The sequence below is a fragment of the Longimicrobium terrae genome, assembly GCF_014202995.1.
In the GTDB taxonomy this organism is placed as follows: Bacteria; Gemmatimonadota; Gemmatimonadetes; order Longimicrobiales; family Longimicrobiaceae; genus Longimicrobium; species Longimicrobium terrae.
Genome location: NZ_JACHIA010000003.1, coordinates 439,907 through 457,629 on the forward strand (window position 1 = coordinate 439,907; position 17,723 = coordinate 457,629).

Below are 17,723 nucleotides of genomic sequence, written 5' to 3' on the forward strand. Positions count from 1 at the left end.
GAGGTAATCTTCCTCCGCCCTTGCCCACGAAGTTCCGCAGAGCATCGTTCATCCCGCGCTGATCCTGCACATTCGCAAACTCGCGCGCCGTTCCGGACTATTCGGCCGACCACGAGCGCCGGTCGGAGTTATCCCCCTCGTGGTCGTGCTCGAGCCGAGTTGTCTTGTTGAGGAGAAACGACACCAACGCCTGAAGCGATCGTGACGCCGAGGGCAGCTCTCCTTCTGCAACGTCCGGATGATCCCAGCAACTGAGTCGCGCGACCTCGTCCGTCGCAACGAGTTCAGGTACATGCTCGAACAGTGTCTCGTCTGGTACGAGAACTCGCATTCCCAGTTCGCGCGCGAGCGCCGCGATGAGATCTCCCTCTGCGCGTTCATCTCCCGCGGACAGCCTCACCTGAATGGCGCCAGGACGGGTCCATGAAGTCCCGGGGGCTGCCGCTTCAACCACCTGAGCCTCGTTCAGCGCCACCACCATATTGGACGCCCCGGAAATCCACTCTCCTTCACCGTCCCACAGCGGATGCTCTGCGAGTTCTGAGAACAACGTCCAAGATCCGGAATAACCCCCATCCCTCTGGAGCAGGTCTCCGAATGCGTAGATGTCGACGAGGAACTGCAGCGAGCCTGGCAGGAACACCATCAACTCGAAGACAAGCGCTACCTTGTCACCTGCCCTGAAGCCACGGATCCGTCCTCCGCCGTAGTCCCAGTTCGCATTATCCAAGACCGGGAACTCAAAGGTCTCAGCCTTGGTGTCCAGTTCTTTCAGCAGGTCCATCGGCGTTGTTCTCATGGTTCTCCAAGCTTCTTCGCCCACCTCAACATACCCGTCACCCATCCGCCTTGGCTACGGCTACATGGGTTACAGTGCGGTTGAAGGGTCTGCGGCCTCCCGGCTGGATTCATACCTGTCGGAACTTGATGATCTCCGACCCACGTTCCGTTCCCACCTGGCTGTCTCGCGCCGCAGTTGTGGCAGCCATGCGCACGCCCCATTTCCTGAATCCGCGCGCTCTGCTCCCCGGTGACTCTCGGCCCCGTTGCGGGTATGCTCTTCGGTACAGCATTTCTGGATACAGTACTCGTTGCTCTGGCAGCGTCGTCGCTGTGGGTCGCGGCTCGCACACCACCGCGTACAACATCATCCGCCGCCCCCAACCCCGTAACGAGTGGCGTTGCCGTACTGATCAGACCCAGGATGACCCCGGTGCCGTTGCCCAGATTCAGCCCGTTCTCCCGGATGTCGTTCACGTCGGCCACAAGCAGTGCCACATCCAAGGCCGTGCAGAAGGGCTCACAACTCGCCGCCAATCCATACGGGTCCGAGTACGATACCGGGTCTCCGGCAGCGAACCCGTAGCTGTTCAGACCGCCCGCAAGGCCGATGGGGTCCGTCTGGGTAAACTGGCCAGTGGCCGGGTCGTAGTAGCGGTTGCGCATGTACATCTGGCCACTCGCGTCACGCATCCCGTCCACCAACCCGCCGAACCACGCCTGCACATCCGGCCCTGAACCCGTGAGTGCGTGGCTCGCGGTCGTCCGCCAGCCCGGCCACGGCGCCCAGATGCACCCTGTGGGGCTCGCGCCCGTGCAGTCACCGCGCATGCCCGTCACGGGCGAGGTGCCCGCATGAAACTGCCCGCGCCACGTGTCCCGCGGCACCAGGCTCCCTGCGTTCTCCTTGGTGATCAGCAGCGGCTTGTCGACGCCGCCCCCGTGGAAGTAGCTCACGCGGCCGTACCAGTCGCCCGTCCCGGTCGTCGCCTCTAGATCGATCCCGGTCCCCGCCTGCCCAGGGGCGCGCAGTTCCCACAGCAGCTGGTCGCCCGCCCACACGAAGCGCGTGATGGTGCTGATGCACGGCTCACCCGCCCTGGGCACACACATGGGGTGCTCGCGCGTGTTGTCCCGCCGCGTACGCTCCAGAATGCGGCGGCCCAGCGCGTCGTAGCGGTACTCCGAAAACAGTCCTCCGTACGTCCAGCTGCTTCCGGTGCTGGACTCGTCGCGGGTCTGCACCACCCGCAGCAGCCCGTCCGCTCCGTAGTAGTTGCGCGTGCTGGTAACGGAGGTCACGTCAATGGCGCCCCCGTAGTACGAGCCCCATCCCATGTGTACCGCCCACTCCACGTTCCCCGCCGCATCGTACGTCCGGTACGTGCTGTCCGGCAGCTCCTCGGCACTGGGCGTGGCCGGAAGCACGCGGCCGATGCTGGCCACGCGTCCGCCCGCCGGGGTGTAGGTGGTCCGGAACCTCGGGTTGATCAGCCCGCCGTTGATGGTCGTGCGGTCCATCTGGTTGCCCATGGCATCCACCGTGAACAGCTCGGTGTTGCGCCCGTTGTCCAGCACGTTGCCCCAGTCCGTCGCCACCAGGTTGCCCGACCCCGAGTACCAGTTGCGGAACGTGCTCGCCCCGCCCGCGACCCCGCCCTGCACGTAGATCTGCTTCCCGCGCGCGTCATACTGAAACGTGTCGTACTCCAAGACCGCGCCGTTGGAAAGCGAGTCCGTGCGCGTGAGCCGCCGCCCTTCGACGTCGTACGTGGTCCGCTCCCCACCGCCGCCCGGGTACGCCATCCCGGTCTGTCGGCCCTGTTTGTCGTACGAGAAACCGTACACGTGCCCCTGCCGACTGCGCGCGTACGTCATCTCGCCCGTGACCGGATCGTATGCGAAGCTGTCCGCCTGCGCCGTACCCGACAGGTTGAACGGGTGCCGCAGCCGCGCGGTCCGGCCAGCGATGTCGTACGTGTATTCCAGCCCGTAGACGTGCGTGTTGAAGCCCAGGTCGGAATAGCCGCGCAGCCGGGTGGTGTCCGTCCGCAGCGCACCGTTGTTGTAGTAGCTGCGCTCCACCCGCGAATCCAGGTTCTCCGCCCACACCTGATTCCCCGCCGCGTCATACCCGAAGGTGAACACCTCGCCGGGAATGACGAGCGCGCCGTTCGCGCCAGTGGGGTAGTAGGGGAACGGGTGGTTCGCACAGGACGCCCACCCCGGAGGGCAGCCCTGGGCGTAGCTGTGCCCAGGCACGGTCCGGCGCACCAGCCGACCCAGCGCGTCGTACTCCATCCGTACTTCGGCGAACCCGCGAGCGGTGGTGCCGATTACATTGCCAGCCTGGTCATAGGCCGTGGTGCGGTAGTCACCCGGGCCGTTGGTTTCGCGCACCTTCCGGCCCACGTTGTCGTAGTCGAAGGTCGTAATCAGCGATCCTACGTTCGCAGGGTCCGGCAGGCTCTGTCGCTCCACGCTCCGGAGGTCGCCCCGCGCGTCGTAGCCGTTCGCGACCGTGACGATCTCCTGCGGTGTGTCGGCGGGATCGATGGCGCCGGGCATGTTGGGATCGGGCGCCTGCACCATCGCGGGCCCGACGCTCTGGGTCCACCGAACCCGGTTCATCACGTCGTAGCCGGTGCGGCTGCGGGCGCCGTTGGTCCGCACCGCCGCCTCGGTGGTGTCCCCGGGGGTGACGGGCGTGATGACCAGCGTGTCGCGGCCCACCGCGTCAGCGTAGTGCATTGTGTGGAAGCCCAGCGGGCTGATGCTGGCCCGCAGCAGGCCCCAGCCGTCGTAGGCCACCGAGTCCACCCGCGCCACCCCGTTCACCATCGGCGACTCCACCGCTCGGAGTTGACCATCCGCGGTGTAGCGGTAGCTCACCCGCCGCGTGGCGTCGCCCACCTGCTCCCAGAGCCGGTTTCCGTTGATGGTATCGTACGCCATCGTCACCACGCCCTGGCCCGGCGCGGTGATGGACGTCACCCCGTTCCACTTGTCGTCGTACGTGTAGGTCGTGACCGGGCTGTACCCGTCGCCCAGCGGGTTCAGCGCCGTGCTGCTCTGCAGCCGCCCGTGCGTGTCGTAGGTGGCCGACTGGCGGGCCACCGGCGCGCCGTTCGCGTTGGGCCTGCGGACCTCCGTCACCAAGGCCGGAAAACTCGCGTCCCCACGCAGCAGCAGCGTCTCGCCACCCAGCGCCTCGCGGATGCGGCGCGGCGCGCCGAAGCGTCCCACCCAGATCAGCGTCGTGTCCCCCACGTCCGTCCGCGGCCCGTCCAGCAGCGTGTGCGTGCGCGATAGCGGCAGGGCAGCCGCAATGCCGCGCCCCTCCACCGGCTCGAACCGGTTGATGATGCTGTCGCCCACCAGCGGCCCCAGCCACACCCGGGACGAGGCGACCGTCCGCCCCGGCCCGTAGGTGAACACCGACTGCACCCCGCGCCGGTCCGTGCGCGAGGTCGCATACAGGCCGTCGTAGCCGAAGGAGACCGCCACGCTGTCCGGATCGGTGATCGAGGTGACGCGGTTCAGCGCGTCGCGTCCCAGCGTCACCACGCGGCCACGGACGTCGTTCAGGTCCGGCGCCTCCACCGCCGCCACCATCCCGGCCGCGTTCAGCACGAAGCGGTAGTGCAGACTGGCGCCCGTGGCACCCGTCTGCCGCGGCACCTCCAGCCAGTTCAGCGGCCCGTTGCTGATGTCGCGGACGAAGCGGGTGTGCTGGTTCAGGCGGTTCGCCGTCGACAGGTGCTCTCCCTGCGGACCGAAGCTCACCACCGCGCCCTGGGGAGTCCGGCGCTGGTACCCGCCGCCGGGCCTGGCCCACATCGTGTCGGCGCGGTCCACCCGGGCGGCCACCCACACGCCCGTGGACACCGGGCTGTAGATGCGCGTGCTCCCGTCACCGCCCACTCGCAGCAGGCGGTTCCCCGACACGGTCACCACCTGCTCCATCCCGGCCAGCCACCACCCCGGACCGAACTGGCTCAACGCGCGGTTCACCACCGCCACCTCGCCCGCCACGGCCACGGGATACGACACGCCCGTGTAGTGCGCGGTGACCTGCATCGTGTACGGATACACCCCGGTCAGCGACGCCAGCGTGTCCATCACGATGGAGATTCGCCGCGCGGTGCCGGATCCCCACTGGCTCCCCGGGTACACCGTCCGGTAGAAGGAGCCGTTGGGCTTGAAGACCTTCACCTCCACCGTGGTGGGCACCGTGGAGCCCACGGGGAGTCGCACGTCCGCGTACACACGCGCCGTTCCCGACACGTGTGCGCTGCTGTACAGGAGCGACGGCGCGTGGGTGCGCCCCAGCAGCTGCACCGCGGGAAGCCCGTGCGCCAGCCGCAGGTCGCCGCACTCCATCGCCGCGCCGGGGGCAATCGCCACCGTGACGCACTGGTCGCGGGCGATGGTGGCGCTGGAGTTGAGGTCCACCAGGGTGACCGTCATCGCCGCGGGCGCGGTGCCGGTGCCTACCCCTTCCAGCTCCGCCCACCCCGCGTCCTCGATCGCGGCGTTCGCCGTGCTGCGGGCGGAGAGCCGCAGCGTGATCTCCTGTCCGGCGGACAGGGCGGGAAAGCTGAGCCCTACGGACGCGGAGTCACCGGCCGCCAGCGTCAGCGTGGAGACGGATGGCGCGCCGCAGCCGCTCAGGAACGTGCCCTGCGCGTCGCGGCAGGAGCCCAGGAGCGAGAAGGTGGCGGGCAGCGCGCCCGTGTTGCGCACCCACATCGCGTACGTCCCCGCCGCGCCAGAGGCCACCTGCGCCCACGCGCCGTTCGGCGTCACCCGCACCCCCGGCGAGCCGAGCTTGTAGGTGACTGTCCGCGAGCTGCAGTTCTGGAAACTGCCGCAGGCAGAGACGACCAGCGTATCCGTCCCTCCGCTCAGGCTCACGTTGCCGGTCAGGTACAGCCGCCGTTGTGGACCCGTCGTGGACCGGCGGACCTGGAAGGCGGACGTGACGCTGGTATCCCTCCACATCACGGTGGCATTGGCCGAGTCTCCGGTCGCCACCGTCACCGTGATGCTGACCGGCACCGTGGGCTGTGTGTACGTTCCGCTGATGGGCTGAACGCTGATGAAGGGCGCTTGGCCTGTGGTGGGGCAGTCTTCCAGCGTGGTGCACGACTGGGCACGCGCCTGGGGCGCGAACAGCAGGAGGCTCGCGAACAGCGCGATGAACGCCGCGATCAGGCGTCCGGCGTGGAAAGAGCGGATCGGCATGCAACGTACGAAAGCGGAGGGAAACGGAACCTGAGGGAGCGCGCCGCAAAGTCGACGAATGGGAGCTGGGGATGGCTCTGGCGTCCACTTTTGACTCCGCTAAGGCAGCGGAGCGGCTTCTACAAAATGCTCCCAAAAGAGAATCCTGTCCAGCGGCCTCCGCAGAGGATCGTCCGTGCGCCACGCGGACTAACCCTACAAAAACCATGGGCTGCAATGATTTACAGCGCGGCAGCCAATGCGGTATCCGCGTAGATGCGGCCGTCCCGGCAGCAACTGTTTGTCAGTGCACTAGCGCTCTCCGCCACCGCGTGGAAAAATGGACAGATTGCGACGGAAGAGGAATGATGCAGACGGGTGGCGGACCGATTCGGAGACTCAGATCTGGGACTGGAGCGACTAAACGACCACCGGCTAGAGCCGGTTGGTTGTTTGGCCACTGGAAGTGGCTGGGCAGGCTGAAACCTGCTGAAAGGCCGGATGGCGTGCTCCCGGCGGTATCCCATCCGGGCTGACACGCTCAACCAAGTCTCCAAGTCCCACTGCTATGTTCGGAGCGGAAGGCAACTTGGCGTTTCGCCCCAGCATCTACCGGTTGCTGAAGAAGGTTTCGGACCCGGCGTATGGAAATGAACCGGGCCGCCGGGTAGTCCAGCGATCCCGAAGGATGGGGTATCAGACACGATAGAGAGCACTCCGCTTTGCCCAACCTTCCTCGATCCCAAGACTCCCACCAATCTGTCGATGACACAGCCGATGTCCATCGGGAACCATAGAGGCCGCGAATGCCGGGAACAGCGCAGGCTTACGAACCCGCACGTTCCATCGCTCGTGAAGTCATGGTTCGTAGCGCATGATGGCGTTTCCCGCGGGATACCTTCCGCGCCTTGAGGAACTGCCGCAGAAGAGGGATTGCTGGCGAGAGAAGCGCACCCCGGTGATGAGCAGCGCACGCTGTCCGGAGAGTCGTCGGCTTTTCTGCACGGCCACCACCGGCCGGTACATCGGGGCATGGACAGCATCCCCGTACCGCCGGAAATCGAAGTCCTGTTTCGCCTAGCCGGACGGCAGACTCTGTCCAGCCACGCCGCGAAGCTGAATGCCCGTATTGAAGAACTCCGGCCGCGAATCGCGGCGATCATGTTGGAGATGATCCTGCTGGAACTTGAGCAAGAGCCCCCCATGCGGCCGCCCAGTTCGTCTGAACTCGCCGTGCTGCTGAAGTCGGGGGACCCGCGGGTGCGATTGCTGTGAATCCGGCTGAACGGGGTTAGAGAATGAGATAGAGCACCCGCTCGTCCACTGCACGCATGCCGAACGTGTCAGGGGCTGTGCACGTTGGGCAAGTGGGCCGGTCGACCGGCACTCTCGCCCAACCTTTGATCAATCCCTCTCTCTGCGATCCCACCACTGCGTGCAAGAATGGGTACCGTCCTGTTCTTCAACGTTTTCATGAGGACGAGAACTGCAGTACCCCACTAGAAGGCTGTTGAAGAAATCATCCGGCTGCGGGCAAGGGCCCGTCCCACGGTCGATTCACGGCTGTTTTGTGGCGTTTACGCCATCCAGAACCCTCAAATGGGTCGCTGGAGGCCCACAGTTCGCCCCGATGGACCGGCGCGCGATTAAATCAACAGGCTTCTAGGCTCATACCGGACCCAAGTCGAAGGATGAGTAAACCAGCCGTTCGCCTTTGTGCTCCCGCTGCGACTGCCGGAAATAAGGCTCCACGCGCTGCAGAATCACATCTGCTTCATCTTTTTCCAGCCGCTTCAAACGGGATAGTCGGTTGCCTAGACCACCGTACGATGTTCCGAGTTCTACACCTCCATCCTCCGACAACCACCACCGATCGTGCACCGGAAACTCTGGGTTAGCGCCTCTGCTGGTAATGAAGATGATGGTCGTGTCAGGAGGATCATCCTGCCGCAAACGGTTCCATGCCGCTCGGTACCCCTGCTCTGGGTCAGTCAGCCCCTTCTTCGACTTAGCATCTGTAATGACGAACACACGCGCATCCTCAGATACATCTCTCACGAGCGTCAGAAGATGAACGTCCTTCGGCAAGAAGTATGGATCCACCACATAGATCGTGCGACCACCCTGAGTTGCAAGCCATTCACGGATCATGGCGAGCCCCTCCTCTCGCTCTCCTTCTCCTATCAACTTCGACTCAGCATGATCATCCTTTGTCGACACGAAGGGGAGTCGTTGCAAGCCGGACCCAACGCTACGCTGACCCGACAAAACGGCCAGTTCGGCGCCACGGAGACAAGCTTCGAAAAGCGGGAGTACGTATCGGCGCGTTGTTGCAGGGTTCTGAGTGTTGTACTGCACCGCATTCTCGATGAACCAAGCGAAAATCGGGTAAGACGCTGAAACTGGCTGAGCCGCCGCGTATTGCAGAAGCGGGAGGGCGCGGTCAGGAGACACGGGTGAGATGCGTCGCGCGTTAAGGCTACCGAGTTTCCGCCATGCGGCCCGGGAGTATTCCAGCGCGCTACCCTCAACGGTATCCGACCTCGTTCCCTTTCGGGTCGCCATCGCATCTGAGAGGCGATACACACGCAGTTGATTCTCCATCGAAACCTTAGCTGGATCATCGTCGCTTACAGACGCGAGGCCTGCCGCAAACTCAGGATCCATCCGGTGTGCAGCGTTGATAAGCGAACGGCGACGCTCCTCAACAGATTTTCCCTCACCCCGAAATGATATCTCCAACGCAGTCCGAAACATGTCCCGCGCGACGTTTGGCTCTTTGTCGAAAACCAGTAATGCGATCACCTCATACCTGCCGAGTCGATCCACCATCGTCGGGATCGCGTCTGCGGTTTGACGCGCCTCGGTCAGAAGTGCGCGCCGGTCCGAGTCTGATCTGAACCTGCCGATAGCGACAACCGCGCCCAGTACATAGGCACGATCAGCAGTGTTCGGGATCTGACGCGCATCCGCAGCGAAGGTGTCTGCGAGCAGTACTTCGCCTGGTGGCCTGAGTTGATTGATCTGTGCCCGCGCAGCGATGCGATAACCCTCGTGTTGAATATTACGTGTCGTCGGGACCTTAGCATTGACCAAGTCTTCAAGACGACGGACGAGCTCGGCCACCTGCGGACGCTTCATTGCGGTTTTGCTGGCGAGCGCACCTTCAACCAGTGACTCCAAAAGCGAGTACATCCGCCAATCAACGATCATCTCTTCCATGATCTGGACGACCGTGCTTGCATCCTCGAATGTCAGTTCACCACCCTGATGTGGACGGCGAATCAGAGATTCGCCCGGAGGAAGTTTGTTCAGGATTGTCCATCCAGTATTTCCCAGCGCTTCATCGCGGGCGATTTCTGGAAGCGAGTTGATGAGATGCATCCCGGCAGCACGCGAACCTAGGTACAAAGCCGGCGCGCTGACGACTATTACCGCCGTACGGTCGGCCACATTGCTCTGAGGAATCGTGTAGAGCAAGGGAATCAGTCTCTCTTGAACAATCTTGCCGCACAGTTCCTCACGACCCACCCTGTGGCATCGTATTGCCAGTTCGGAAAGCAGGACGGCTTTATCTTCGACCGAGTCAAACTCAGCGATTGTTCTCAAAAGCCGCTCAACGTCATCCTCTTGCTCTAGGTTGTGGGCGAGAAGACCTGCGAAAGCCCTGATGGCGAGAAGCAAGCCTAACAAAGCTGCTGTCGTGCTTTCTGCATCGTGCAGCAGGAGACGGGTCTGCAAGTCGTTCGTTTCCGTGATGTACTCTTGCGCCACGTCCTGATCTGTGTTCGCTAGCACCGCCACAATATCAAAGCCCACGTCGAGCTTTTCCCAACTGTCATCCACTACGTTCCAAGCCTCGCGAACCCACCTAAGAAGATCCCTCCGAGTCTGCTCTGCCTTCTCTCCCAAAGGCGCGAGCCATGCAGCGAGATCGGCGCACACTCGTGCGCGTTCTTCGGTTTTCTGAATAGCTTGCGCTCGACGGATTATGGGGATCAACCCGGATACATCGGCTTTGGAATGGGGCCGACCAAGTAGCGTCGCCGATTGTAGAGCAGCATCGCGGATGTCTGGATCCACAATCTGGTCCAATGCCCAGCCAACTTCAAAGATGGGAATCTCAGTTGCAGGAGCCGAGATCGCAGCTTCGACAAACGCGCGGTAGGCAGAGTCCCTACGCCCTTCTGTGTTGATCTTTGCGATCACTGCCAAGGCAGTGTTGGGCTGCGCGATTGCTAGAGCTTTTATCACTCCCTTACACACCTCGTAATGCTCAGCAGCACCGCCCAGAAGTGTATCAACGCCGACCAGCAGCTCCTGCTCTACCAGCTCGTGCAAAGTCTCGTCCATCGTTTTCGACGGGTCGATCAGAGTAAGAGTTGCCACGAGTCGCCCGAAAGAAGCGGTCTGGACAACCAAATCCCCTATCTTCGAGACAGTATTGTAGACCGCAAGTAAACGTTCATGGGCATTTGCACGGTCGTGGCGAGCCATGGCCCGAGCCAAGATGAGCTGGAGCCGAATGTGATCTTCAGTCGGACCGATCTTCTCCAACACGCCACGTTGCGCGTCTAGCAACTGAACGAGTTCTAAGACTCGGGTAGCCGAGTCGAGGTAGGGGAGACATTGGGCTAGTGCGCGGTAGACACGTGCATTGGCCGTATATCCCGTTGCCTGGATAGAAGCCGTGAGCCCATACTCAAGCACTTGGTCAGCGTCTTGACGCCGACGGTTCGCAGTCATCCAGTGTTGTAGCAGGTACAGTCGGTCCCCGGTGGATTCGATTCGCTGTGCTTCCGATATGACATCAGGAGCTGGAAGGTCACCCAACACTGCAATGGCGTGAATAGATAACCGTCTCAGAGCCGGGTTTTTGATTTGATCCTGCAGTTGTCTGGCTTGCTTCTTTGCACTTGGATCTCCCACCGTAAGTTCGGCTTGGATAGACAGTCGCGTTCGTGCCCAGTCAAGAGCGTTCTCACCCTCATTTCCTGGGGCCTTACTAACCACCTCCAACGCCAACTCGGGTGAGACGTGAAACAAGTCTCCGGCAGCTTCAAGAACCTGTTCTCCGGTAGCGTCGTCTTCCAACGTTGTATACAAAACCTTGATCCGGTCTAGAAGGTCTTGATCTGGAGGAAGCTCTTGCTCCTTGCGAGCACGCGCGATTGCGGCGAGTAGTCGAAAGCGAACATCTCGACGTTGCGCGGCTTCAGCCAGAGCCAAGGCTGTGTCGTAATCTCCCACGGCCGTCCTCGCTCTAACTTCGGCCACACCAGTTCTGGATGAGGCGATCTCCACGATCGCCGCTTTCTGGAAGGTAAATCGGACTAGATCCCCATCTCGTCCGAGCTGCTGTGCCGCCTTGATGCCCTGATCAGCCTGAGATTGGACAGATGACAGTGAAGTGGTCTGTCGATACAGGCGCGCAAAGCGCTCCGGGGAAAGATATTGCACCAGATCGATCAACCGGTCGGCGCTGGTGAAATATGTGGGAAGGTGAGCCAGGGCTTGCGGGCTCTCAGGATCACGAGTGAAGAACGCGATTAACAACTCGTTGACCTCCAGCCGGAGGTGTTGGACACGAGTGCTCGCAAAACGCCGGTGTGCTTCCGAAACAAACCGGTAGTATCCTTCCGAATCACAGCTCAAAAACCCAAGTCCCTCAAGCTTTGTCTCTACGTGCGACGTCGCAAGTTGAGCAATCTCTGCCAACTCTGCACGAGAGTAACTCCGGGGCTCATGTGCAAGGATCGCCAGCAGAAGAACCTGCTCATGGTCTGCATCATCGACGGTGGACCACTCCAGCCGAAATAGATCCGGAAGCTGTTCCGGGAGTTGCGCGAGCAACTGTTCCGGCGTTTGACCTGTGAGTAGCAGCCGACGGATACTGGCGAGCTTTCCTGGAACAGCCCCAGTTACTCGTACGATTTCCTCACGTTGCGCTGGCGTCAGTTCGAAGCTTTCAAGGAAGCGTGCCGCTTCGTCACTGCTGAAAGAGCTCAGGGGATACCCCTTCACGAGATTCCGCGTGGCAGAACGAAGGGGAAGTTCTTCGGCCGTACGTCCGCTGAGAAGAAAACGGAAACCCTCCATCCCAAATGGTAGCAAGTCGATGATCAAGGTCCTGCTACCCTCATCCGTAGACGGTATGTCTTCAAGACCATCGACGATAAAGTAGAAGGGCATTCCGTCCTTGCGGGCTTTTCTCCGCAGCGCAGCGTAGAGCTTCTGGAGAGCTACCTGGTCCACCTGCTCTGCGACCGGCGGTTCGCCCCCGTCGTGAAGGAGATCAGAAATCTGCGAGTGAATATCACTCGCGATCTGCTGAGGATCATACGCCCAGCGACTTGCGACCGTCAGGTAGACGGCAACGGTCCGATCGCGGTGTTCGTTGTGAAACTGGTGTAATAACGTCGACTTCCCGATCCCCTCCTGGCCCTCCACGACGACGATCTCGATGTCACCTTCGAGAAGTGTTGCGAGTGTGCGTAGGAAGTGAGGACGAGCGATGATGGGCTCGGTAGCCGATCCCTGCGATGCATTCGTAGAGCGGTTTGCGTGCACAGTCCTGACCATAGTAGGGGAGGGCGTGGCAGCGGAGCACTGAATGGCACATCGATACTGCACAATGTGTGCTATATAGCAGGCGTAGCCGTGGGTGCTAGCGTTCCTGGACGGCTACTTTTCCGCACGGCCTTGATGGGCAGGCAGGTTCCTTAAAGGACGCGTTCGTGGCCAGAACCCGCCCACAACCTTCAAAGGACCGGGCGGTGGATACGATCTGCTTGAGATAGCGTAATCTGAGCGCTAAACTTTCGAGTCGGCTTGACCATCGACATCCTTCTTTACTGAAACGCCATGTCTTCTGCTGGAGCCAAAGCAGCTCTTCAAGGCTTCCGTGTTCAGGCGCTCTACACTCTGGCATTGATGCTGGAACCCGGAGCCGAGAACCTCGTCTTCCAGCCAGAAGGCAAGGAAGATCTCGATGTCTACGCGGGAGATGAACTCAAGCGAGTGATCCAGGTGAAGGGCCACGCGGATCCGCTCTCGCTTTCCAAACTCGGACACGGGCAGGATGATTCCTTCCTCCGCCGCGCATCAGAACTCTGTGCGCGGGCCGGGCTGGAGATCGTAGTCGCCACGTTCGGCCCGGTCGGCCCGGAGTTGGAAGGCGCTTGGGCGGGCACTGCGAACCATCGCGCATCCGTAGTAACAAAGCTTCGCGACGGAGGGTTCGATGACGAGAAGATCGCCAACCTCTTTGCTTCCGTTCGCTTCGAGCAGGTCAGCGAAGTTGTACTCCGCCAGCAGGTCTTCGACTTTCTATCAGAAAGCCTCCTGGGCGGGGATCCAGAAAGCGCATTCGACCTGCTCGTCGCGTGGCTGTACCAAGCCGCGGAAGGGCGTCGGCGGATCACCACGGCCGACCTTCGGGATCGCATCACTCGTGTCGGGAGATACCTCGCCGAACGAGCCGCGCATCACCAGGAGTGGTTCACGTCCATCGTTCCGCTCGACGATGCTCCGATCACCCTGGAGCGCCGGGAAGAACTCGCCATCGAGTACCACCGCGGCGTTGCTGCGCGATTCGACCACATCACAACGGATCAGGACATCCTTCGCGAGGCAAAGCTGCAGCAGATCGACGAGGCCTTTTCAGCGTCCAAGGTGGTCATCGTCCACGGTGCTTCTGGACAAGGAAAGAGTACCCTTGGACTGCGCTACCTCCATGACTTCGTTCCGGCCGCGTGGCGGTTCTCTATCCGCCTGGTCGCGGATCGTACTCACGCCCTCCGTGTCGCCACGGCACTCGCTGGTCATCTGCGGGCTGTTGCGGCGCCCATGTATGTCTACGTGGACGTCTCGCCGCGCGATGCGGACTGGCCGGAACTCGTTCGGGTTCTGGTGGAGCAAGCGGGCGTGAAGGTCCTCGTGACGATTCGCGAAGAGGACCTTGCCCGGGTCAACATCTCAGAATCGGAACTGGGCTTCCCCCGTTCAGTGCAAATCCAGTTCGACGAAGCGGAGGCCCAGCTGATCTACGACAAGCTCGTCGCGCGACGCCCTGCAGACCGGTTTCTTTCTTTCCCGGAAGCCTGGGCGCAGTTCGGTGGGCAGGGTCCCTTGCTGGAGTTCACGTACCTCGTCACCCAGAGCGAATCGCTGGAGGCCACCCTTCGCGCCCAGGTGCGCCGACTGCGGGACGAGGTGCAGGCCGGACGGCTACCCGCGGCTGACCTCGCGTTTCTTCGCTTGGTGAGCGTCTCGGCAGCGTATGAGGCCCGCTTGGATGTCGCCGGGCTCGCAGCCGTTGCTGGTCTTCCAGATCCGGTTCGTACGTTGGAACTGCTGGAGAGCGAGTACCTAGTGCGGCGCTCCGCCGAAGGCCGGTATGTGGAAGGCCTCCATCCCATCCGATCCACCATCATGGCTGCCGCGCTTACCGATCCCGTCTTCGCACCATGGGCTGAGTCCGCAGCGGTGTGCATTCAGCACATGCCTGAGCCAGATCTGGAAGCCTTCCTGTTCCACGGCTTCCTACATCATCAAGACGCCTCGGAAACCCTGATCCACGCAGCTAAGGAGCGTCGGCTGCGGACCTGGGCCGGGCTGGCGGGTGTGGGACGAAGCCTGATCTGGCTCGGAGTGAAGCGGTACGTAGACGATAACCACGCCGTCATCGAAGAAGGTCGGGAGAAGCTCAGCACAGCGTGGTCGCTGCTGCTGGATTTCGACGTCGCGGACATCGTCTCTGACGAGGAGCCCTTCATCGAGCGACTCCCCGGAGCACGTCCTGAAGTCGTTGAGTTGGGACGCCAACTGCGGGAGCGCCAGTCGAACAAGCGCGAGATCTTCGCGCTTTTCAGCACATGGATCTCCAACATCCCGGTCGCGCCTGATCCACCCGCCACCACGGCGGATTGGACCGGCCTCGCAGAGCTTTGTTTCTGGGCTGCTCGCCTGGAGATCGCGGGACCCGCAATGGACGCGGCTTGGGACGTAGATTTGGCGGCCGCGATCGAAAGTGTGCCTCTCCCTGTCCTGAGCAGGGTGGTCCAGGCGTGGTCGTACGGACCCCCTGAACGGTTCCAGGAACGCGTCCAGCCTCATACCGGGCGGCTCCTGTCGAAATACCGGGAAACGATGCAAGTCGTGTCGCTCGAAAGCGAAGAAGACCGGCTCTATGCGCGCTTCATCGTCCCCTGGGACGTGATGGCCACGGCCAACACAGAGGCGAACGAGGAGAAATCAACGGATCGGCTGCACGACTTCACGACGCAACGGATCGACTTGCTGAGGCAGCTCGCACCCGGGCGGGAACGCTATGGCGCTAAAGGCTACGGTCATCGAAATCCGTTGATTGTGCCTCCTTATGACTCCACGGAAAAGGACGGCGTGCTGTCTCGGTACCTGCTTCCGGAGTGGGGCCCCGCGTTGAACGGAACGTTCATCAACCTCGCGGATCGTTCTACGCGGCCGGAGACATGGAGAGATTATGCCGAAGGGGTAATGGGCATCAGACAGCGCGTGATTGTCTCCCTGAATCAGTTGCGCAAGGGATTAGGCGCGCACTTTCGTAGCGAGAGATGGGTGAACATCGCCGCACGTCATCTTGACACCGATGCATGGAATGCGATCAAGGCGGCGCTCGATACCACTCCGAAGCTGCCTCGGTCCGCGGTGGATGGATGGGGCTTCGCAAACGAGGGCCGGGAGCGCCGCGGCAGAGCTGGAAAAGGAGTTGCTGGCGAAGGTACGGGGGGAGTGGCCCGTGCGCGGGTGAACCTCGCGCTCGATAAACACCGGCCACTCGTCGATGCTACTCGCGCGTATTTCAACCCGCTCTCCAACTTCTTCGGGCAGGCGAACGGGCCGCTCACTCTCAACAGCTTGTTGGGCCGTGCACGTTCAGAGGACGAACGGACAGGCCTCCGTACGGTGGCGACGAAGCAGGGTGTGCCGACGGACAACGGATTCCTGTCCGCGTACAACTTCGCCGAAGCACTCAGGCACCTGCCTGCATTCCAGAAGGAGTTTCGAACCCGGTTCTCCAGCCTCGTTGGTGCGCGCGTACTGGATAGAATCGAGCAGGCTGAGTCGGACACCCTGAGCGCTGCCTGGGTGTTGTGGCACGCATTTGTGACGCAGCCCGAGCGCCGGTGGAAAGCACCCGAAATGAAGGCCGGGCAGGTGTTCAGCGAGATCCTTGACCGTCTTCGAAACGAAATACGGGGAGGCTTGGCGGCACTGGCCGACGAAGGCGTTCATGCGTCGATCCACTCCGAGCAGGTGCTTTGGGAAGATGAACCGACCTTGTGGCTCCTTGTGGAGGCGGAGAATCCGCTCAGGATGCTCGATGCCACCCGAGCTGTGGCGGACGTCGTGCAGGGCGCGCTGGGGGACATCGGGCTTCAAAGCACCGAGCAGTTCGCGGTGGACACTGCTTGGCAGAGCATCATTCTAGTCCCGACGACCCACGGGGAGAGTACGCAGGGAGCGGTACTGCGTTTCCGGCCGTACCACTTCTACGCCGGAAGCAACGTCCACGAGAGCTCTTGGCCCTGGTTCCCCGTTCCCTTTCCGGGTGCCGCTGCCGAGACACTCGGTGTGTCCGTCCGAAAAGACGGACCCGAGCAGCTGCTCGAACGCCTGCAACAAAGCGTCGTGGAGCTCTGGAGCATTGTCGCCCACACTTCGGATTTCACACGTCTCCCTGACGATGTGGACGAGGACGGGATCGGGATCCTCCAGCGGTACTTGGCTGGAGTCGGGGATCAGATTGATCAGAGCCGCAAACGTGTTTGGGATGTATGGTTTGAGGCCCTTAAGGACATCTACCAGATCCCAGACTGGACCGACCGTCCGCTGCTCGTAGAAGTACATAATGCTCTGCTCGACCTACGCGACGTGCTCATGCCTGCGGAGGGACACGAACCCGGCGATGCTGTCGATTTAGGCACGCTGAGCGAATGGAGGGATCGCATTCAGGAGATTCTCCCGACTCTGGAGGCGATGCGTCTGGTGCGGCTCGCAGATGCGCACGGGATCACTGATCTGTAGCCGGGTCTGCTTCGACTACATAGAAAGCGGAGGGCCCTCATCGGACGAGGGTCCCTCCGATCAAACATGCCCCAGTACCGGTCTGATTAGTTGCGCCGGTGCCTATCCTCTGCGACGAAGCTCACCACTTCTGTCCGGCGCCGCCACAGTCCGAGCACGTGTGGTCAGAGGTACTCCAGCAGTTCCATCGGAGTGGAGATTACTGAGTCCCACGCAGCGTTCTGAAGGACGGGGGACCACCCTGCACCAATCGACAGCACCCCGGCCGCTGAGTACGCTGCATGATCATTCATGTGATCACCGAGCCCTACTATCTGCGCCGGATCCAACTTCAGGTGTTGGGTCGCTTTGATGATGCAACTGGGGTGGGGCTTCGGTGAGCTATCGTGGTAGGCAACCAGAGGAGGGGATCCCAGACCGTGGTGGCGGAGCACCGCGGCGGCATAGAACGACACAGAAGTAGTGACGACCGCCCACGGGATACCACGCGTTGCCAGAGCCCCCACGAGTTCCTGGATCCCCGGAAACAGCTCCGTCCGGTCGAGTGCCTTTACTGCCGCCTTCCATTCACGTCGATTTCGAAATCCGGTAAGCTCTTGGGTATCGACGAGCGTGTCGTCCAGATCAAAAATGACCGCAGCACGACCCAT

At 61.9% G+C, this 17,723-nt stretch carries 6 protein-coding genes; 2 read left to right on the forward strand and 4 right to left on the reverse strand.

Going from position 1 to position 17,723, the window contains the following annotated elements; genetic code table 11:
- Positions 1-97: 97 nt before the first annotated feature.
- Positions 98-784, reverse strand: a complete 687-nt coding sequence (locus tag HNQ61_RS08010) for a DUF7003 family protein (protein WP_170039706.1) — start codon at positions 782-784, stop codon at positions 98-100.
- Between the two features lie 11 nt (positions 785-795).
- Positions 796-6,027, reverse strand: a complete 5,232-nt coding sequence (locus HNQ61_RS08015; protein WP_170039708.1) for an RHS repeat-associated core domain-containing protein — start codon at positions 6,025-6,027, stop codon at positions 796-798.
- Between the two features lie 1,011 nt (positions 6,028-7,038).
- Here HNQ61_RS08015 and HNQ61_RS08020 point away from each other — a divergent pair.
- Positions 7,039-7,281 carry a hypothetical protein gene (locus HNQ61_RS08020; protein WP_170039710.1) on the forward strand — a complete coding sequence of 81 codons (243 nt, stop codon included), beginning with the start codon at positions 7,039-7,041 and terminating at the stop codon, positions 7,279-7,281.
- A gap of 393 nt (positions 7,282-7,674) precedes the next feature.
- Here HNQ61_RS08020 and HNQ61_RS08025 read toward each other — a convergent pair whose 3' ends face one another.
- Entirely contained in the window at positions 7,675-12,576 is a 4,902-nt protein-coding gene (locus HNQ61_RS08025; RefSeq protein WP_170039712.1) for an AAA family ATPase, read from the reverse strand.
- Positions 12,577-12,870: 294 nt separating this feature from the next.
- Between HNQ61_RS08025 and HNQ61_RS08030 the strand changes: the two genes are divergently transcribed.
- On the forward strand, positions 12,871-17,073 hold the full coding sequence (locus HNQ61_RS08030) for a DEAD/DEAH box helicase family protein (protein ID WP_170039714.1): 4,203 nt from the start codon (positions 12,871-12,873) through the stop codon (positions 17,071-17,073).
- A gap of 164 nt (positions 17,074-17,237) precedes the next feature.
- On the opposite strand, the gene HNQ61_RS08035 is transcribed toward HNQ61_RS08030, so the two are convergent.
- Positions 17,238-17,723 (reverse strand): HAD family hydrolase, encoded by a 486-nt coding sequence (locus HNQ61_RS08035; RefSeq protein WP_170039716.1) that lies wholly within the window; start codon positions 17,721-17,723, stop codon positions 17,238-17,240.